Genomic DNA, 18,456 nt, shown 5'->3' with positions numbered 1-18,456 from the left:
TCACATGGCTTCCATCGAAATCCAGGGTGTCGGCAAATCCTACGGGGCTATGCCTGTTCTCCATCATGTCGATCTGTCGATCCAGGATGGGGAGTTCGTGGTGTTGATCGGGCCGTCGGGGTGCGGCAAGTCCACGCTCCTGCGCATGATCGCGGGACTGGAGGGCATCACCAGCGGCGCGATCCGCATCGGAGGGCAGGTGGTGAACGAGCTTGCCCCGAAGGACCGCGACATCGCGATGGTCTTTCAGTCTTATGCCCTTTATCCGCACATGACCGTGCGGGACAACATGAGTTACAGCCTCAGGCTTCGGGGAACGCCCGTCGAGCGCATGACCAGTGTCGTTTCCGCTGCGGCGTCCAAGCTCGGTCTCGATGCGCTCTTGGACCGCAAACCCCGCACTCTCTCGGGTGGTCAGCGCCAGCGCGTCGCCATGGGCCGCTCCATCGTGCGGCAGCCGAAGGCATTTCTCTTTGACGAGCCCTTGTCAAATCTTGATGCGCGGCTGCGCGAGCAGATGCGGGTTGAGATCAAGAAGCTCCACCGGGAGCTCGGCACCACGTCGATCTATGTCACGCACGATCAGGTCGAGGCCATGACCCTCGCCGACCGCATCGTTGCCATGAACGGCGGCGTCATCCAGCAGGTTGGAACGCCGCTGGACCTTTACGAGCGCCCGACGAACCTGTTCGTGGCTGGATTTATCGGCTCACCCGCCATCAACATCCTCGAGGGCAGGTTGCGTTGCGACGGAGAGCGGCGATCCGTCGAGATCGGATCGGGGGAACGAATTTCAACAGCTCCGCTTGCCCACGGCCATGACGGCCAGGACGTGAGGGTCGGGATCCGCCCCGAAGACGTTCAAATCTCCCCCAAGGCGGACGGGGGCCCGACCGCCCATGTCGAACTGGTGGAGCCGATGGGGCTGGGAACGATCGTCCATATCAGAGCAACACATCATGCTCTGAAGGCATTTGTCCTGGAACGAGTCGACTATCCCGTCGGCACGAGCATCTCTTACGAATTGCCCGCGTCCAAGCTCCACATCTTCGATGCCATGACAGGGCAAAGATTCCCGGAGTAAGTGCTTTCCAACTGCGTTCTGCGCTGCACGTCGTTCAAAAACCGGCCCGCGAAGCTCCGGCCTCGGAATGTTCCGGAAGTAGGCTGAACTTCTGCAAAGGCGCAGTGAACAGACCTTGACAGGAAGCGCTGAACGATCGTCTTTGCCCTGATGCGGACCTTGCGACGCATCCCGAATGGCGGCTGAATGCCTACTCACCACTCCAGGCTTGCCGAATACAACTATCCAAAAGCACGGGCCGCATGAGCGTGTTGATACCTGAGAAGCGACTCTCGAGCTCCGACCGGCCAAAGGCAAGCGACGCCCGTGCACCTTCCGGGTGATGAAGGTGGCTTTAGCGATGCCGCACCGTTGCGCAATGAGCTTGGCCGCGCCTTCTGCCAGAAGAGCCAAGTTGGACATGCCTCTGAAATCTTTGGCAGCTTACCGGGGCAAGCCGGACGTCGGTTTTCTTTCATCAATTTGATACTTTGCGCACAACAGCCCCGACTGTCAGAGGAGTAGCCGTCGGTAGAACGCGCGCAAGCGTCGCGGATGCGCGGTAAGCTTCGTCGCCGGGGCCGTCCGTCAGAGGTCCAGCTCTATGCAGTATCCTTGGTGGTGAGAAGCAGCTTCGCTTTCCAGAGAATGCCCTTCAGCTCCGGTTCCTCAACTGCCGCAGCCGCAGCCGCTGGGTCGAACCACCGCAAACTGCGTTGGCCCTTCTCCGGCCAGCGCTTGCGCTGGCTTTTCACCTCAAGCGGGAAGACCTCCACCTGACACGGGACCACCTCGCCGCTCTTGAGCCGTTTACCATAGCGATAGGTGCCAATCGGCACCTTGCCGACTTCGCCGACCAAACCAGCCTCTTCCAGAGCCTCACGCGCTGCCGAGGCATGCGGTTTTCGCCCTTTCATGGGCCAGCCCTTCGGGATGACCCATGAAAGGGCAGGCAGGCGTACTGAATGACGGGCGGCTGCAGCAAATCTGGTCAGCTCCTGCGATAGTCATTCTTAATCAAATACGCCTGCGGCAGCGTAGGCTGCGGCGCCGATCAGGGCTGACGCCGGCAGCGTCACGATCCAGGCCACGACAATGTTGCTGGCCACATTCCAGCGCACGGCCGAGACCCGGCGCGCGGCTCCCACGCCCACGATCGCTCCTGTGATGGTATGGGTGGTGGAGACCGGGACCCCCAGATAGGTCGCCATGAACAGGGTCAGGGCTCCGCCGGTCTCGGCGCAAAAGCCCTGCATGGGGCTCAGGCGGGTGATCTTCGACCCCATTGTATGGACGATCCGCCAGCCTCCGAACAGCGTGCCGAGCCCCATGGCGGCCTGGCACGTGATGACCACCCAGAACGGCACATGGAACTCCGTCCCGAGATGGCCCTGGGAAAAGAGCAAAACGGCGATGATCCCCATGGTCTTCTGGGCGTCGTTGCCCCCATGACCCAGCGAGTAGAGGGCCGCTGAGACGAATTGCAGGGTCCGGAATGAGCTGTCGACAGCGAAGGGCGTCGCCCGGATCAGAGTCCAGGACACGATCAGGACAAGCACGAGAGCCAGCACGAAGCCGGTCAAGGGTGAAAGGACGATTGCTGCTGCGGTCTTGCTCAGCCCCGCCCAGACAACCGCGCCGCCGCCAGCTTTCGCGATGCCTGCCCCGACCAATCCGCCGATCAGGGCATGCGAACTGCTCGACGGAATCCCAGCCCACCAGGTGATCACGTTCCAGGCAATGGCGCCGGTAAGGGCGCCGAAGATCACCCGCGGATCGACGACGTCCGGGGCAATGATGCCGGTTCCGACCGTCTGGGCGACGTGCAGACCAAAGAACAGAAACGCGATGAAATTGAAGAAAGCGGCCCAGAAGACCGCATATTGCGGGCGCAGGACCCGGGTCGAGACAATGGTCGCGATGGAATTGGCTGCGTCGTGGAGGCCGTTGAGGAAGTCGAACAGGAGTGCGACGCCAATCAGTCCGACGAGCAGGGGAAGGGCAAGGGGAGCATCCATGGGGTGGTTCCGGCCCTTGTCAGACGTGCTCGATCACGATGCCGTGGATCTCGTTGGCCACGTCATCGAAGGAGTCTGCCACGCGCTCGAGATGGTCATAGATTTCGGTTCCAATGATGTAAGCCATCGGGTCGGACGAGCCGTGGGTGCGAAAGATGTGCTTGAGACCCTCCTCGTGGAGGTCGTCGGCCCGACCCTCGATCCGGGTGATCTCCTCGGTGAGGCTCATGAGACGGCTGGCGTGCTTGCCGACCGATGACAGAAGCGGGACGGCCTCGGCGGTCAGTCGGGCCCCCTGGATGATGATCTCGCCCATCTCCCGCATGGCCGGATCGAACGTGCGAACTTCGAACAAGGTGACGGCCTTTGCGGTCTGGTGCATCTGATCGATGGCGTCGTCCATCGAGTTGATGAGATCCTTGATGTCACCGCGGTCGAAGGGCGTGATGAACGTCCGCCGGACCGCCAGAAGCACTTCGCGCGTGATCTCGTCGGCCTCGTTTTCCCGCTCCTTGATCTCGCGGCAGTACCGGGGGACGCCCTCGCCACCTTCCAGAAGGCGCCTCAGCGCTTCAGATCCGGCCACGATGACTTGGGCATGGCGTGCGAACAGTTCGAAGAACCGCTCTTCTTTTGGCATCAAAGCCTGGAACCAGCCGAGCATCGGAGCCTCCAAGGTTGACGAAGTGACAGCCTAACATCGCTGCTCGGCGCACAGTTCCCCTGGCGGGGTCGATCCTGCTGCCGACCTGCCAGAAACTTGGGCTCGGGGATCAACGGAGATTGGCTCCCTCCAGAGTGGTGGGGCGGCCGCCTCACTCGTCGGATAAGACTGGAAAGGTGGCCCGACCCCGGCTGCTGGAAGCAACAGAGTTTCTTTCAGGATCAGGCTGGCCGATATAACTTGCAGGTCCGTCGCTCTAATGCCGATCTTTTGCTCTGCTCGCGATAGGCGGCCGCTTTGTTGGGGCGTGATTCACCCACGGCGCCTGACTGCCGACGCAGCTTCTCGCCCACCAAATACCGAAGGAGGCCGTTGGCTGCTATTCCATAGAGCGTCCTCTGCGAAATTCATCTGTAGTCCGTCGAGGCTTCGGCGTCTGGGACGGTGTGAACCCGGAATGTCTCTTAATGGCATTCTCGGACGAAAAAGCTTGGTCCGCTTAGTGGGCGACAAGGGGACCTTCGTAAAACCCATCCTGCCCAGTTCACCTCGATGGGCATCGCCGGTATAGCCCTGACGGCAATTGACGCGAGCGGGCTGATCCGGGATGTCGACTTGGCGAGACGAGAAGAACCAGAAGGCGAGAGCCCGGCTCGAAAGGCGCCTTTCCGAGGCCTTTCCCGCCTGGGTTCTGTCGCATGCACTCAGGCAGCCACTGATCCCGCCGACCCAGCGGAGAGCCGTGGAATCGTACTGGCGGCATCGACCGCTCCTTGCCGACAGGCTGGCGCGGGCGCTTGCGGCCAAAAGCGGACAACCCGCAGGATGGCAGTGGCGTCTCGGACGTGACAGAGAATCTGGTCTGCCGATGTCCTTCCGCATGCCGCCTGCTCCCTATAGGGAGACCGCCTTCACACGAGGGCCAGGCCATTGCTGCGTCTGCGGGCAGCCAGTTTACAGATTGGGTTGGCACCGCGATCTCTGGGGCGACGACAAGCCGAACAGGAACGCCACCTGGCATGCCGCCTGCGTTGTGGCCTGGCAGCTTTGGACTGCGCCGACCGAGCATGTCAGGACGCTGAAACTGCGCCAGAACAGGAGATGCGCAACGACCGGGCGCCGCCTCTTGAGGTCTGCTGAAGTGGATCACCGCGTTCCGCTCTTCGCAGTCTGGTCCGAGCATCGCTCACGAACCTGGCCCGAGCTCCTGGCTTTCTGGGGCGCCCCTAATCTCCAGGTGATCAACAAAGCGGCTCATCTTGAGAAGTGTGCCGAGGAAGCGGTGGAGCGGTCCCGGCGTCGCGTCGCCGTGTCAGATCCAGTTGCCAACGATGCTGGGTCCCGTAATCTTGAGGTCGATAAGGTCTGCCTAGACCCTTTGTAGGAAGACCGAAGTTGGCACTCCCCGGACCGAAGAGCCGGGTCGGCTTCGACGGCCAAAGCGGATGTTCGTTGAGCGGCCGGAATTTCAAAGTTTGACCTGAAGGCGACTTTGAGTTCAGCGAGGTTTGAGGAAAGGTGCTAGAATTCCCGGCAATGCGGTTGCACCCGACCATTCCGGTGGATCTGAAGCATGAGCGATCAGTGGCAATACCAGTTGCGGCTCTACTTAGCTGATGAGCTTGCCGAGGCTGCACGACGCGATGCAGGCGCTCCGGTACTCGGAGCGCTGCCCCGCATCCTGGCAAAGCACGGCGCGACGATGAAATGTCAGCTCGACGCCTTTGCAGGCTATGTTGCGGAGGCTGAAGCGCAGGGGATCGACGGCTACCCTCTTTATGCATGGACCAAGGCGACCATCGAGGATCCCGTAAAAAAGGCGAAGCATCTCAGGTCGTTTGCTCTCCACGTCAAAGACAGAGAAGTGTATCCGAAGGAGGAAGCTGACGCCCTTGAGGCTGATTTACAGCCCTTGGTGGATGGCACACGGATCACACGATTGTCGCGCCACGACACAAACCCCGCCAATAATCCGCAGATGCCAGAACGCTTTCGCAAGCCCCAAGCGTAGTTGGTTTCAGCCGCCAGAGGACGCTCGGTTGCATGGCCGAATGTCCGCTCAGGCAGGGGACACCGGACGCTCCGTTAAGGGCAGGGGATTTCCTGGTTTGATCCTTAGCGGAAGTCTCGCGTTGCAACTCTGATCACGGGGATTTGACAGTCCTCCGATACGTCGAGTGTTGGTCGTTCGGGAGCACCTTGCGTACCCATGCGCAACGTTTCGCGCATTCCAGCTTTGGCTTCGTCCCCGCGGCCATGTCTCAGGCGCAGCTCGCCGCCACGATCTCCAACTGAGCGTAAAAGATCCGACAGGTCGATGAAGTGTTCGGCGATGAGATGGGTGACGCGGCCTTCGCGCTGGAGCCGCCCCCGGCATCCGATCATGCCCGAAGAGAGGATCAGCCGCCGATGCTTCTCGAACACGGCAGACCAGATCACGAGATTGGCGACGTCGGTCTCGTCCTCGATGGTCATGAACGTGACGCCCTTGGCGGAGCCCGGCTTCTGACGCACAAGAACAAGCCCTGCCGCCGTGATCCGCTGCCCGTCCCGGGCGCGGTGAAGATCCCCGCAAGAACTGATCCGACGCCCGGTGAGCTCCTGTCTGAGGAAGGAGAGGGGGTGGCGGCGGAGCGTCAATCCGATCGAGCGGTAGTCCTCCACGACCTCGCGGCCCTCGGTCATGGGAACAAGACCGACCTGCGGCTCAACGATCTCGGGTCTGATCGTGCGGTCTCGCTCGTCGGCGGCCGCGAACAGCGGCATCACCTCGTTCGACAGGCCTTCGATGGTCCAGAGCGCCTTGCGGCGTTCCACACCAAGTGAGCCGTAGGCATCGGCCTCGGCAAGGTGCCTGAGGGACTTCACTGGAAGCCCAGCACGCCGCCAGAGATCCTCAATGGACGAGAACGGCTGCTCCGCGCGGACGATCGGGATCAGGGCGCCGTCCGCATTGGCAAGGCCATGCACCATCCGAAATCCGAGGCGCACGGCAAAGCGCCGTGGGTTCCTGGCCGGCTCCAGGGTGCAGTCCCAGCGCGAGTGGTTGATGTCGATGGGCAGGACTTCGACCCCGTGAGCTTGCGCGTCCCGCACCAACTGTGCCGGCGCGTAGAAGCCCATGGGCTGGGAATTGAGGATCGCGCAGCAGAACACGTCCGGATGATGGCACTTCATCCAAGAGGAGGCATAGGCGATCTTGGCGAAGCTCGCCGCATGGCTTTCGGGAAAACCATAGGAGCCGAAGCCTTCGAGCTGCTTGAAGGTGCGTTCGGCAAAGGCCGCGTCGTAGCCGCGAGCGGTCATACCTTGGATTAGCTTCTCACGGAACCTGGAGACGCCAGCCGTGAACTTGAAGGTCGCCATGGCGCGCCGGAGCTGATCGGCTTCCGAGGGTGTAAACCCGGCGCACTCGATCGCCACCCGCATGGCCTGCTCCTGGAAGAGCGGCACGCCGAGCGTCTTCTCCAACACGCGCCTGAGTTCGGGCCTTGGATATTCCGGCGCTTCGCGCCCCTCACGACGGCGCAGGTAGGGATGCACCATGTCGCCTTGGATCGGCCCTGGCCGGACGATCGCCACCTGGATGACGATGTCGTAGAACGTCCTCGGCTGCATGCGCGGCAGCATCGCCATCTGGGCACGGCTCTCGATCTGGAACACGCCGATCGTGTCGGCTCTCCGGATCATGGCGTAGGTCTTTTCGTCCTCGCCCGGGATCTTAGCGATGTCGTAGTCCTCACCCTTGTGCTCGCGCAGGAGATCGAAGGCTCTCCGCATGCAGCCCAGCATGCCCAATCCCAGCACATCGACCTTCATGAACTTCAGGGTGTCGATGTCGTTCTTGTCCCACTCAATGACCTGGCGGTTTTCCATGGCAGCCGGCTCGATCGGCACGAGATCATCGAGGCGGTCCTGCGTGAGCACGAACCCGCCCGGATGCTGGGACAGGTGACGCGGGGCACCAATCAGTTCGCTGGCCAGTTCCAGCGTCATGCGCAGGCGCGCATCGTCGAGATTGAGGTTGAGTTCCTTGGCCTCCTTGTCCGACACGCCGTCATTGCCCCAGCCCCAAACGAGACCGGCCAATCCTGCAGTCACATCCTCGGGAACGCCAAGCGCCTTGCCGACCTCGCGCACGGCGCCCCGGGCACGATAACAGGAGACAACCGCCGTCAGGGCCGCGCGATACCGGCCATAGGTGTCGTAGATCCACTGGATCACCTCCTCGCGCCGCTCATGCTCGAAATCGACGTCGATGTCCGGCGGCTCGCGCCGCTCCTGTGAGACGAAGCGCTCGAACAGGAGATCATGCTCGGTCGGGTTGATCGACGTGATGCCGAGCACGAAGCACACGGCGGAGTTCGCCGCCGAGCCGCGTCCCTGGCACAGGATGCCGCGAGACTTGGCGAACGAGACGATGGCATGGACCGTGAGGAAGTAAGGCGCATACCCGAGTTCCTCGATCAGCCCCAGCTCATGGCGGCAGGTGGCGGCGACCACATCAGGGATGCCGTCGGGATAGCGCTGCCGGGCGCCCTTCCAGGTCAGCCGCTCCAGCTTCTCCTGGGCCGTCTCGCCAGCCTCCGTCTCGGAGGGGTATTGGTAGCGCAGCTCGTCGAGCGAGAAGGTGCAGCGTTCGAGGACTTCACGCACACGATGGAGCGCTTCTGGATGACGCTCGAACAAGCGCCCCATCTCGATCGGATCCTTGAGATAGCGATCGGCATGACGTTCGAGGCGGCAGCCGGCCTCGTCGATGGTACAGCCCTCCCGGATGCAGGAGACCACGTCCTGCAAGCGGCGACGATCCGGATGATGGTAGAGCACATCGCCCATGGCGACAGTCGGCACTCTGGCTGCCTGCGCCGCTTGCTCGATGGTATGGAGCCGCAGGTGCTCGTTCGGCGCAAAGCGCCGGATCAGCGCCATATAGGCACGGTTGCCGAAGGTCTGTCTGAGACGTTCGAGGTTCTGATCAAGCACATCGTTTGCTTCATCGCCGAGGAGAAGGGCGAGGAGGCCCTCGTTCCAGACCGCCACATCATCCCAGGTGAGATGGCATTGTCCCTTGCCGCCGCGGCTCTTGCCGAGACTGAGCAGCCGGCACAGACGCGAATAGGCGGCGCGATCGGTCGGGTAGACGAGAAGCGACGTACCGTCCATGAGATCGAGCCGGCAGCCGACGACGAGACGGACGCCTGTTTCCTTAGATGCCTCGTAAGCGCGGACGACCCCGGCGAGCGAGTTGCGGTCGGTGATGCCCAGTGCCGTGATGCCGAGGATCTTGGCCTGCTCGAACAGTTCCTGCGGGCTTGAGGCCCCGCGCAGGAACGAGAAGTGGGTCGTGACCTGAAGTTCCGCGTACATCGGTTAAACAGAACGTCTGGTCATGCGAAGAACCCGTGCATCCACCAGCGTCCGCCTTCAGCGGTGGGCGCGTCGCGGAAGATCCAGAAGCGGCCGCCTTGCTCCGTCTCGACGCGGTAGTAGTCCCGGGCGGCAGAACCTTTGTCGCCGTTCCACCACTCCGGTGTGATGCGCTCCGGCCCATCGGCCTTGGCGACCTTGTGACGAACTTTGCGCCAGATGAAGAAAGCGGGTGGGTGATCGGGCAGGAGGGCGGTCGCCACGACGGGCTCCGGCGGATCGAGCAAGCGCGTGGGTCGCGGCAGGTTCTCCGGCCAGACCGAGCCTGTCGGCGGTGCGAGCGCCGAGATCCTGCGCGCCATGCGTTCCGGCACGAGGCTTTGGACGGGCGTGAGACGATAGACTTGTCTCATGCCGATGCGAGCGCCGAGGCGATCGACGAGTTGGCCCATGTCCGCTTCGATCACCTCATCGCCAAGGCCGCGCGCCTGAACCTGCTTCTCCGTCATAGGTTCGACCTTGCTCGCGACAAGGACGATCTCCTCGATGCCGAACCCTGGATCGACAGTTTGAAGCCGCTCGTCGAAGAGCCTTGCGAGATGGACTGCGTCCCTGTTGGCCTTGGCGGTTCCGACCCGCAGGCAGGCGCTCTTCTGATCGACGCGCTGGCAGATGAGATCGATCCGACGCGCGCCTTCGCCGCGGCGTTCCAACTGCCGGCACAGATCCTTGGCAAGACGCAGCACGACGGACTTGAGATCCTCAAGCCGGCCGATTGGCTCTGCGAAGGCGACGGAGGCTGTCAGAGTGTCCTTCGGGATCAGTGGTGTGATCGGCTCGAACGCATGACCCATGACCTGATCGAGCCTCAGCGCCACGTCCCGTCCGAAGCGACGGACCAGAGGAGCACGCGGCATGGCGGCAAGCTGGCCAATCCGCTCGATGCCAAGTCGATGCAAAGTACTGAGCTTGTCGGCAGCGATCCTCAGGGCGCGGATCGACAGGGGCGCGACAACATCCACGGTACGGCCCGTCGGCACGACGCCACCTGCGCCGAAGCGGGCCACCGCCCAGGCCGCTCCCGGAGCATCCGCTACGGCCGCTTTGGCGGCGATGCCCTGCCGCGTCAGACGGCTCGTGAGATCGTTGAGCAGTTCCTCCTCGCTGCCGAACAGATGCGCCACGCCGGCAATGTCGATCCAGAGTCCGTCCGGCGGATCGGGGGCAACCACGGGCGAGTACCCGATGGCCCAGCGTGCCAGCTCCCGCAACGAGGCCTCATCCTCCTCCGGTGTGGCCTCGGCCACGTGCAGGTTCGGCACCAGAGCCTGCGCCTGCGCGAGTGCCATGCCGGCATGCAGACCAGCTTCCTGCGCAGCGGTGCAGGCTGCGCGGATGACGCGGCGCGAGCCGACCATGTGCACGGTCACAAGCGGATCATGACGCGACGGCTCGCCGGTCCGCCGCCTGATCCGATCGGTCGGCCAGGTCGGCAGGTAGAGCGAGACGACCCTTCGCATCGCAAGCCTCCAGAATCCAGGTACGGGGTGCAGCGCCTCGGCAGCGCAGAAGTTCGACCTGCCAGCGCTCCCGTCCGAGGCCGGGTGCCGGCATGAGTTCGGATGGGGCAGGGGCGATGCGCCAGCGGGTCACGGCGGCGGTCGGAAGATGAACCAAGTCCTTCTCGGCGACTGTCCACCAGCGTCGGATCACCAGGGCAGTGACGCCTGTGGCCTCAGCCGCCAGTTGGAGACGTCGCGAGGCTGTCAGGCCCATCCGCGTGACTTCGCCCACGACGGCCGCCAGTCCTTTCTCGCGCAGGCCTTCCTCGATGAGCGGCAGGATCTCCCGGTCGCTCTCGGCCTCGGCATAGATCACGCGGTCCGGATGAAGACCTGCGCGCAGGAGACCGGGAGCGAACAGATCGCGACGCGTGAGGCACCAGAGCACGGGCCCCTTGAGGCGGGCTGCGATCCCAGCCGTGAACAGGGTCGTGCAGCCCGCGAATTCGGAGGCAAGCCCCGCCTCGATCATCTCGTGCAGAGCACCCCGGGCGAGGCCGCCTCCCGGCAGATGACCGTCGAGGTCACAGAGCCCAAAAGAGAGGGGCTTGACCCTGTGAGAGCAGCCTTCGAGCCGGGCAATCTGGAGCCGTAAATCGGCAAGCCTGTCCTGTTGCCCGGCATGCATGATTCCGTGCCCATCCAAGTTCGCGTTGAGGATGTTCCTATTATGTTCTCGTTACGTCATGAGTCAAATGCACGCACCAGTAGTTGTGAATTTTGGGGAGAAGGGTGTTACGTGCTGCCTCTAGCAGCTTCAAAGGGATCAGCTTCCGAGCGGCATGCGGATATTCAACAGGGCAGGAGGACTTCCACTGATGCCCCGGTTCGGACATCGAGAGCGCGCTCGGACGCAAGTACCGTTTGGAATTCGTCGCGACTTGAGGCTTAGCCTCGCAGAGGCGACCTCTAAGGGTGTTCAGACCGATCGCATCAGGCCACCATCAACGCGGAGGTTCTGACCTGTGATATACGCTGCACCCTCTGAAGCGAGAAAGGCGATGGTCGCAGCGATCTCCTCGCTCTTTCCATACCGTTGCATCGGAACGGACTGCCGGCGCTCTTCGGTTGCCTGCAGACTATCGATCCATCCCGGAAGGACATTGTTCATCCGGATGTTTTCGGCCGCATAGGTATCGGCAAACAGCTTCGTGAAGGAGGCGAGTCCTGCGCGGAAAACGGCGGAGGTCGGAAACATCGTCGACGGTTCGAAAGCCCAGGCAGTCGAGATATTGATGATCGATCCGGACTTCTGTGCCTGCATAATCGGCGTGACAAGGCGCACGGGCCGGATCACGTTCATGAGGTAAATGTCCATGCCCTTGTGCCAGTCTTCATCGCTGATCTCCAGAATTGGCGCCCGGGGGCCATGACCTGCACTGTTCACGAGGACATCGATGCGACCCCAGTTCGAGAGTGTCAGGTCGACCAGCTTGCGGAGGTCGTCATTAGATTGGTTCGACCCGGTTACACCGACGCCCCCGAGCTCATGAGCCAGAGCCTCGCCTTTTCCCGATGATGAAAGAATAGCGATCTTATAGCCTTCGGCTGCAAGCCGTTTCGCCGTTGCGGCGCCCATGCCGCTTCCGCCCGCAGTGACAACTGCAACTTTTTCTGATGCCATGACGACAAACCTATAATGTGAAGATCCATTGATATCCTCCACGCCCATTGAGACCGTGGAAGCCGATACTCATCTCCGGTCTTGCTATTCTGCTGCCTTCAACGGAGTCAGTGAGACATCGGTCGTGTAGTTCTCCCGCATGAAGCTGATGAAGTTATCCTGGAATTGGCGGGTATGAGCGTGCGCCAGTTCATCCGCGAGGTCGACGTTCTTTGCCGCGATTGCATCCAGCATCAATTGATGCTCGTCGGTCAGAAGATAGCCGTCATGAGTCCGCTCCAAGTACTCGAAGTGCAGATGGAGCATCCGCTGACCTTGGTTCAGCAGCCGCTCATAGAATGAGGCGAGGTACGGGTTCCTGCCCGCATGAGCAATTGCCATGTGAAATTTCTTGTTTGCCTCAGACATCTGCAAGTGGTTTCCCGTCCCGACTGCAGCTTCGAACTCCTTCTGGCGGCGTGCGATAGTCTTGAGGTCTGCATCCGTGCGGAGCGCCGCTGCCAAGCGTGTGTTCATCCGCTGCGCAATGTCGAGCGCCTCGACATACTTCGGGAAGGTCGCGATCTCGATCGGTGCGACGATCGTGCTCCGGTTCGGAAGCGTGACGACAAGCTCGTCACCCGCAAGCCTGATGAGGGCCTCGCGTATAGGCGAGCGGGACATGTTGAACCGCTCAGCCAATGTCGTTTCGTCAAGGAGCTGGCCCGGCGCCAGCGCCAAGGTCAGAATCTCGTTGCGCAGCGTCTCGTAGACATTTTTCCGGCCGCTGCCCCTGGCGCGCGAAACCTCTGAACTGTCAGACACTTAAGTCTCTCCCCGATTACCCGACCCATAGGGCCAGAAAAACCCTGTGACGGCAATGTACGATTTCCACTTGACTTTGTCGACTGCGTGTCGACAACTTAACTCAGTCGACAAAAAGTCGACACGGACAGAGTAACAGAAGATCGGTCTTAACCGGCCATTGGAACCGCGCTGCTTGCGCATTTCGGAAGAGGAAGAAAATGCTCTCAACGATGCTTTCACCCGTTGCCCGGGCGCTGCCCGCGCTTGCCCTGATGGCAGGCCTTTCAACGACCGCCGCGTTTGCACAGACTACCGAAGGCTACTGGCAGGGTGTCCAAAAGGCAGGCACCTTGCGTTGCGGCGCCGCCGTTGCCCCGCCTTATGTCATGCGCGATCCCGCCACAGGGGAGTATTCCGGGTTCTACGCCGATCTCTGCCGCGAACTCGCCGAGGTTCTAAAGGTCAAGCCGCAGTTCGTCGACACAACCTGGGATAATATCGTCGCTGGTCTCCAGGCTGGCAAATGGGACGTTTCGCTGGCGCTGAATCGAACCCCGCCGCGTGCCATGGCGGTGCAGTTCTCCATTCCTGCGATGGAGTATCAAATTTCTCTCGCCTACAACAAGAACAACCCAAAAATCCCTGCTGGCGCGAAGTCCGTCGCTGACATCGACAAGGAAGGCGTCACGCTCGCGGTCATGTCTGGAGCTGCCCAGGACAAGGCGATCTCGGCCGCGGTTAAAAAGGCAACCGTTCTGCGCCTCCCCGGCAACGACGAAACCCGCCTCGCCGTGGTCTCGAAACGCGCCGATATTCTTGTTGATGCCTCCGATACCAACTTGTTGTTCACCCAGTCCAATCCCGAATGGGTCGCGTTGAATCCGACGCCCGCCCTTGCCAAGCAGGGCGTCGCGTTCGGCCTGCCGCGTCAGTTGTCGACCGCCGACGTCGAGGTCGTGAACATCTTCCTGGAAGAGAAAGTCGCGACCGGCCACGTGGATGAATTGATCCGCAAAGCTGCCGACAAGGTCCTCAAGGGCACGAACTAGCTCCCCCAGGAGCCGGTTCGGCCTGCGGGCAACCGGCTCCTCCTTTCCGGCTTTGACTTTCAGGATCGGCCATGACCATGTCATTCAGTCCTCCACTTGTAAAAGTTGAAAGTCTTCACAAGAGCTACGGCCCGAATATACAGGTGCTTAAAGGGCTAGACATCGAGATGAAGCCAGGCGAGCGGGTCGTCGTTATCGGCCCGAGCGGTGGCGGGAAAAGCACTCTCCTGCGCGTGATCATGGGCCTCGAAAAGATCGACAGCGGGTCGATCACGTTCGGGGGCAAGCCTTACATATCCTCGGCAGGTCGCGACAAGAAGACGATCATCGACACTGAGGTCCGGCGTTCGATCGGCATGGTGTTCCAGCACTATACGCTCTTTCCCCACCTGAGCGTCCTCCAGAACCTCATTCTCGCTCCATGCAAGGTACGAGGAGAGAAGAAGGAAATCGCGATCAAGCGCGCCCAGGCGCTCCTCGAGCGCTTCGGCCTCGCGGCGAAGGCCAACAGCTATCCTGCCCAGCTTTCCGGCGGTCAGAAGCAACGCGTGGCGATCGCTCGTGCTCTGATGCTCGATCCGAAGCTTATGTTGTTCGACGAGGTGACATCCGCTCTCGACCCGGAACTCGTCGCGGAAGTCGAGCAGGTCATCCTGCAGCTCGCCGCTCAGAACATGCCGATGATGATCGTGACCCATGACATGTGGTTTGCCAGGAACATTGCGTCTCGCGTCATCTTCTGTGCTGGCGGCGCCGTGGTGGAGGACGGCCCGCCAGAACAGGTACTGGGGTCTCCGAAGGAAGAGCGTACGAGGGATTTCATCGATCGCGTGTTTCATATCCGGCAGTAGGAGACGGAGATGAACTATTCGTTCAATTTCAATGCTGTCTCGTTCGAGCCACTCCTCAAAGGCCTTATCGTGACCTTGGAGCTGACGCTCGCGGCAAATGCAATCGGCCTGACTTTCGGATTTCTGGTCGCGCTTCTCATCATGAGCCGGATTGCAGCGATCCGGCTTCCCGCGATGCTGTCCGTCGAGTTTTTCCGCTGTACGCCTGCAATCGTTCAGATCGTATGGTTCTTCTACTGCGTGCCGATGCTGTTCGACGTCTATCTCGACTCGATGACCATGGGCATTCTGGCACTTGGACTCAACCTGACTGCGTTCAATGCGGAAGCCTATCGCGCGGCGATTCAAGCAGTTCCCCGCGAGCAGCTCGATGCTGGGATCGCGCTCGGTCTCAACCCGTTCCAGCGTGTGCTTTACATCGTCCTCCCGACGGCGTTCCGGGCTTCCATTCCCGTTCTCCTCACGAACGGCATCGGCATCTTTCAGCAGAGCGCTTTGGTTGCCATCGTGGCCATCCAAGACCTCATGTATCAGGGCAAATCGCTTGCGACCGAGACCTATCGGCCCATCGAGACCTTCACGGTGGTCGCCCTCATCTATTTCGCCGTCTCCTTCCCGGTGACCCAGATCGTCGGCTACCTCGAACGCCGCCGCCAGCTGCTGATGAGCTAGGAGATTCAACATGGAACTCGATTTTTCCATTGTCGCTCGGTTCCAGAATGCACTCGCGCTCGGCCTATGGACGACGATCCAGCTGACCCTGATTTGCATCGTGCTGGGATGCGCCTTAGGGTTCCTTATTGGGCTTGCGCGTACGTCGCGTAGCGCAGTCGTGCGCGCCGTCTCGAGCGTGTACGTCGAGTTCTTCCGCGGCACCCCGGTGTTGATTCAGTTGTTCTGGATCTTCTTCTGCCTCCCGCTGATCCTCGGCGTCGAGTTGCCTAACTTTGCGTCAGGCATCATCGCTCTGACCCTGTACATGGGGGCGATCACCAGCGAGACGTTCCGTGCGTCGCTGAAGTCGGTTGGACGCGAGCAGCTCGATGCCTGCATCGCGCTCGGCCTTCCCCGGCGGGTTCAGGTGACCAGCGTCATCCTTCCGCAGGCGGTTCTGCGCGCCATCCCTACGCTGTTATCGAACTGCGTCAGCCTCTTCAAAGAAAGCGCTCTCGTGTCCGCAGTTGGAATCGCCGACCTGATGTTCATTGGCCAGAACATCTCGAACAATACGGCGCGGCCCGTCGAAGTGCTCACTATCGTAGCGCTCATTTACTTCATCATCGCATTTCCGCTCGCCCGGGCCGTCTCCCTCGTCGAGCGCAGGATCTTGGCGAAATTGGCGATCTAGAACAACCGACTTCATGAACAGGAGAAATCTCATGAGACTCAAAGGCGTCATGCCGGCCCTCGTCACGCCCTTCGATGCTGACGGCGAAATCGACTTCAAGGCTTTCGAAAAGCTGCTGACGAAACTCCGCGCTGACGGGGTTTCCGGCTGGGTTCCCTGCGGGTCGACCGGCGAGTACAACGCTTTGACCTCGGACGAGCGGGTATCGGTTCTCCAGTTCGTCAAGGAATTCGCCAACAAGGACGAACTCCTGATCGCTGGCACGAATGCCGGTTCGACCTGGGAGGTCATCGAGCACACCAAGCGTGCCCGGGCCATCGGGTATGATACCGTGCTTTTGTCGTCGCCGTTCTACGCCACGCCGGCCCCGAACGAGCTCATCGCGCATTACCAGTCGGTCCTCGATGCGGTTGACGTCAATATCGTGCTCTACAACTATCCGCCGAAAGTCGGCGTGGAGGTCGGCCTCGACGTGCTCGATGCCTTCGTCGACAATCCCCGCATCCTCGGCATCAAGGAATCGAGCGGCAATCTTCTGCGGGCCATCGATATCCGGTCGCGCTACGGTGACCGCTATCAGGTGACTAACGGCTCCGACGATCAGACACTCGACTTTTATCTCTGGGGCGCGACGTCCTGGATCTGCGGTCCGGCGAATTGCATGGCCAAGGCCTGCGTCGATCTCGTCAACATCATCGAGGCCGGCGACTGGCTTGCGGCACGTGACAAGATGCAGGTGATCTATGGGGCAATGTCGAGCCTCGAAAGCGGCAAGTTCGTCCAGAAGGTGAAGTATGGCTGCGAACTGGCCGGAACGCCCGTCGGCGTCGGCCGCAAGCCATTGCTTGAACTGACCAGCGAAGAGAAGGCGGCCTTCAGGAAGGCAATGGAACCGGTACTCGGCTGAACGCGGCCGTCGAGAGCATTGGTGCAGGAGAGCTGCCTGTGCCAATGCCTTAGGTAAGCGTATGCATTTTCAGCTCGTTCCCGTAGTCGCAGCCAGGTTCCCGTCTCGAAAGACGAAATCGTGCGTACAACATGGAGCCAGATCGATGCGCTTCAATAAAGTCCTGTCCGTGGTTGACTGTCATGCGGAAGGAGAAAGCGGCAAAGTGATCATCGGAGGCGTCGGACAGGTTCCCGGCGAAACGATGTTCGACAAGCGCGTCTATCTCGAAACCCACATGGACGATATCCGGAAGATGGTCCTGTTCGAGCCTCGGGGAGCGGTCTGGCACAATGCCAACATCGTCCTCCCTTCCAATCACCCCGATGCCGACATGGGATATGTGATCCTCGAAACGACCGAGTATCCGGCGATGTCGGGCTCGAATACGATGTGCGTGGCGACGGTCCTTCTCGAAACCGGTATCCTGCCGATGAAAGAGCCCGTAACCGAGTTGACTCTCGAGTCTCCCGCGGGCTTGATCAAGGTCCGTTGCGAATGCTCCAACGGGAAGGTGACAGGCGTCCGGCTCGTGAACCGGCCCGCATTTTGCTACTATGTCGATCGTCACATTGAAGTCGCTGGTCTCGGCACCGTCAGGGTCGACATCGTCTACGGTGGAATGACTTACGCGATGGTCGACGCCGCCGAGCTCGGTTTCTCGATTGGGCCTTCTGAAGCACGTGAGTTGTGCGAGAACGGGCAGAAAATCAAATCTGCAGCAGTGCAACAGCTCGCCGTCGAGCATCCCGAAAACCCTGCCATACCGGGAATAACGAACACGCAGTTCATGGGACCGCTTCGCCGAGCAAATGGCCAACTGATCTCGAGAAACTGCGTAGTCGTGTCACCGGGCCGCTGCGACCGCTCGCCATGCGGAACCGGCTCGTCGGCCAGACTGGCCCTGCTTCATACCAAGGGTCTCATGGAGTCCGGCGACACCCTCATCCACGAGTCGATCACCGGGAGCCGCTTCATCTGCACGATCGATGGTCTGGCAACTGTCGGAAAGTACAGCGCCGTCATACCGGCGATCACTGGTCAGGCATGGATCACGGGTCTTTATCAGATGGGCATGGATCCGACGGACCCTTACCCCGAAGGTTTTACCGTGGCCGACACGTGGATGACCGCCGTTTGCACGCCGTGCCACGCACTGTCCGAGAGCAGGAAAC

General features: G+C 61.1%; 15 protein-coding genes and 2 pseudogenes. 9 read left to right on the top strand and 8 right to left on the bottom strand.

All coding sequences use genetic code 11. The features are described from left to right. Positions 1-4: 4 nt before the first annotated feature. Entirely contained in the window at positions 5-1,084 is a 1,080-nt protein-coding gene (locus AA309_RS19840; protein WP_047190748.1) for an ABC transporter ATP-binding protein, read from the top strand. 581 nt (positions 1,085-1,665) lie between these two features. On the opposite strand, the pseudogene AA309_RS19835 reads toward AA309_RS19840, so the two are convergent. The 3 genes and pseudogenes from AA309_RS19835 to AA309_RS19825 form a co-directional block, all read right to left on the bottom strand. Further along, a pseudogene (locus AA309_RS19835) lies at positions 1,666-2,004 on the bottom strand (NUDIX hydrolase); the annotation flags it as partial. A gap of 72 nt (positions 2,005-2,076) precedes the next feature. Continuing rightward, positions 2,077-3,081: an inorganic phosphate transporter gene (locus AA309_RS19830; RefSeq protein ID WP_047190746.1), complete on the bottom strand. Its 1,005-nt coding sequence runs from the start codon at positions 3,079-3,081 to the stop codon at positions 2,077-2,079. Positions 3,082-3,100: 19 nt separating this feature from the next. Further along, positions 3,101-3,745, bottom strand: a complete 645-nt coding sequence (locus AA309_RS19825) for a DUF47 domain-containing protein (protein ID WP_047190745.1) — start codon at positions 3,743-3,745, stop codon at positions 3,101-3,103. 607 nt (positions 3,746-4,352) lie between these two features. On the opposite strand from AA309_RS19825, the gene AA309_RS19820 reads away from it, so the two are divergent. Together AA309_RS19820 and AA309_RS19815 are read left to right on the top strand one after the other, a co-directional pair. Then, complete coding sequence (locus AA309_RS19820) at positions 4,353-5,129, top strand: hypothetical protein (RefSeq protein WP_047190744.1); 777 nt, start codon at positions 4,353-4,355, stop codon at positions 5,127-5,129. Between the two features lie 189 nt (positions 5,130-5,318). Continuing rightward, positions 5,319-5,756, top strand: a complete 438-nt coding sequence (locus AA309_RS19815; protein WP_047190743.1) for a hypothetical protein — start codon at positions 5,319-5,321, stop codon at positions 5,754-5,756. A gap of 104 nt (positions 5,757-5,860) precedes the next feature. Here AA309_RS19815 and AA309_RS19810 read toward each other — a convergent pair whose 3' ends face one another. The 5 genes from AA309_RS19810 to AA309_RS19790 all read right to left on the bottom strand — a co-directional run bounded on the left by AA309_RS19810 (position 5,861) and on the right by AA309_RS19790 (position 13,105). Then, complete coding sequence (locus AA309_RS19810) at positions 5,861-9,115, bottom strand: error-prone DNA polymerase (RefSeq protein ID WP_047190742.1); 3,255 nt, start codon at positions 9,113-9,115, stop codon at positions 5,861-5,863. Between the two features lie 20 nt (positions 9,116-9,135). After that, on the bottom strand, positions 9,136-10,635 hold the full coding sequence (locus AA309_RS19805) for a Y-family DNA polymerase (protein WP_084731429.1): 1,500 nt from the start codon (positions 10,633-10,635) through the stop codon (positions 9,136-9,138). Continuing rightward, positions 10,553-11,305, bottom strand: a complete 753-nt coding sequence (locus tag AA309_RS19800; RefSeq protein ID WP_047190741.1) for an ImuA family protein — start codon at positions 11,303-11,305, stop codon at positions 10,553-10,555. Before AA309_RS19800 ends, AA309_RS19805 begins: the two co-directional genes overlap by 83 nt. Positions 11,306-11,596: 291 nt before the next feature. Beyond that, positions 11,597-12,301 (bottom strand): SDR family oxidoreductase, encoded by a 705-nt coding sequence (locus tag AA309_RS19795; RefSeq protein ID WP_047190766.1) that lies wholly within the window; start codon positions 12,299-12,301, stop codon positions 11,597-11,599. Between the two features lie 84 nt (positions 12,302-12,385). Continuing rightward, the gene (locus tag AA309_RS19790; protein WP_047190740.1) at positions 12,386-13,105 is read right to left on the bottom strand and encodes a GntR family transcriptional regulator; all 720 of its coding nucleotides are present in this window, start codon (positions 13,103-13,105) and stop codon (positions 12,386-12,388) included. A gap of 200 nt (positions 13,106-13,305) precedes the next feature. Here AA309_RS19790 and AA309_RS19785 point away from each other — a divergent pair, with 200 nt between their 5' ends. From AA309_RS19785 to AA309_RS33325, 6 genes and pseudogenes are all read left to right on the top strand, one after another. Beyond that, the gene (locus AA309_RS19785; RefSeq protein WP_047190739.1) at positions 13,306-14,136 is read left to right on the top strand and encodes a substrate-binding periplasmic protein; all 831 of its coding nucleotides are present in this window, start codon (positions 13,306-13,308) and stop codon (positions 14,134-14,136) included. Positions 14,137-14,207: 71 nt separating this feature from the next. Continuing rightward, positions 14,208-14,987, top strand: coding sequence for an amino acid ABC transporter ATP-binding protein (locus tag AA309_RS19780; protein ID WP_047190738.1), 780 nt, complete (start codon positions 14,208-14,210; stop codon positions 14,985-14,987). Between the two features lie 9 nt (positions 14,988-14,996). Next, a complete protein-coding gene (locus tag AA309_RS19775; protein WP_047190737.1) occupies positions 14,997-15,659 on the top strand; it encodes an amino acid ABC transporter permease in 663 nt (220 codons plus the stop codon). Between the two features lie 10 nt (positions 15,660-15,669). After that, complete coding sequence (locus AA309_RS19770) at positions 15,670-16,335, top strand: amino acid ABC transporter permease (RefSeq protein WP_047190736.1); 666 nt, start codon at positions 15,670-15,672, stop codon at positions 16,333-16,335. Between the two features lie 31 nt (positions 16,336-16,366). Further along, positions 16,367-17,242, top strand: a complete 876-nt coding sequence (locus tag AA309_RS19765) for a dihydrodipicolinate synthase family protein (RefSeq protein ID WP_047190735.1) — start codon at positions 16,367-16,369, stop codon at positions 17,240-17,242. A 145-nt stretch (positions 17,243-17,387) separates the two neighbouring features. Continuing rightward, positions 17,388-18,419, top strand: a pseudogene (locus AA309_RS33325) (proline racemase family protein); the annotation flags it as partial. Positions 18,420-18,456 lie beyond the last annotated feature (37 nt).

The organism is Microvirga vignae (assembly GCF_001017175.1).
Lineage (GTDB): Bacteria > Pseudomonadota > Alphaproteobacteria > Rhizobiales > Beijerinckiaceae > Microvirga > Microvirga vignae.
The sequence above is the reverse complement of the archived record's forward strand: the minus strand, read 5'-3'. Positions and strand labels throughout refer to the sequence as shown.

Excerpts from the sequence above, each read along its gene's own strand:
- AA309_RS19810 (WP_047190742.1), bottom strand. The coding sequence starts at position 9,115 with ATGTACGCGGAACTTCAGGTCACGACCCACTTCTCGTTCCTGCGCGGG.
- AA309_RS19805 (WP_084731429.1), bottom strand. The coding sequence starts at position 10,635 with ATGCGAAGGGTCGTCTCGCTCTACCTGCCGACCTGGCCGACCGATCGG.
- AA309_RS19830 (WP_047190746.1), bottom strand. The coding sequence starts at position 3,081 with ATGGATGCTCCCCTTGCCCTTCCCCTGCTCGTCGGACTGATTGGCGTC.
- AA309_RS19825 (WP_047190745.1), bottom strand. The coding sequence starts at position 3,745 with ATGCTCGGCTGGTTCCAGGCTTTGATGCCAAAAGAAGAGCGGTTCTTC.
- AA309_RS19780 (WP_047190738.1), top strand. The coding sequence starts at position 14,208 with ATGACCATGTCATTCAGTCCTCCACTTGTAAAAGTTGAAAGTCTTCAC.
- AA309_RS19800 (WP_047190741.1), bottom strand. The coding sequence starts at position 11,305 with ATGCATGCCGGGCAACAGGACAGGCTTGCCGATTTACGGCTCCAGATT.
- AA309_RS19770 (WP_047190736.1), top strand. The coding sequence starts at position 15,670 with ATGGAACTCGATTTTTCCATTGTCGCTCGGTTCCAGAATGCACTCGCG.
- AA309_RS19775 (WP_047190737.1), top strand. The coding sequence starts at position 14,997 with ATGAACTATTCGTTCAATTTCAATGCTGTCTCGTTCGAGCCACTCCTC.
- AA309_RS19815 (WP_047190743.1), top strand. The coding sequence starts at position 5,319 with ATGAGCGATCAGTGGCAATACCAGTTGCGGCTCTACTTAGCTGATGAG.
- AA309_RS19765 (WP_047190735.1), top strand. The coding sequence starts at position 16,367 with ATGAGACTCAAAGGCGTCATGCCGGCCCTCGTCACGCCCTTCGATGCT.
- AA309_RS19795 (WP_047190766.1), bottom strand. The coding sequence starts at position 12,301 with ATGGCATCAGAAAAAGTTGCAGTTGTCACTGCGGGCGGAAGCGGCATG.
- AA309_RS19785 (WP_047190739.1), top strand. The coding sequence starts at position 13,306 with ATGCTCTCAACGATGCTTTCACCCGTTGCCCGGGCGCTGCCCGCGCTT.
- AA309_RS19840 (WP_047190748.1), top strand. The coding sequence starts at position 5 with ATGGCTTCCATCGAAATCCAGGGTGTCGGCAAATCCTACGGGGCTATG.
- AA309_RS19820 (WP_047190744.1), top strand. The coding sequence starts at position 4,353 with ATGTCGACTTGGCGAGACGAGAAGAACCAGAAGGCGAGAGCCCGGCTC.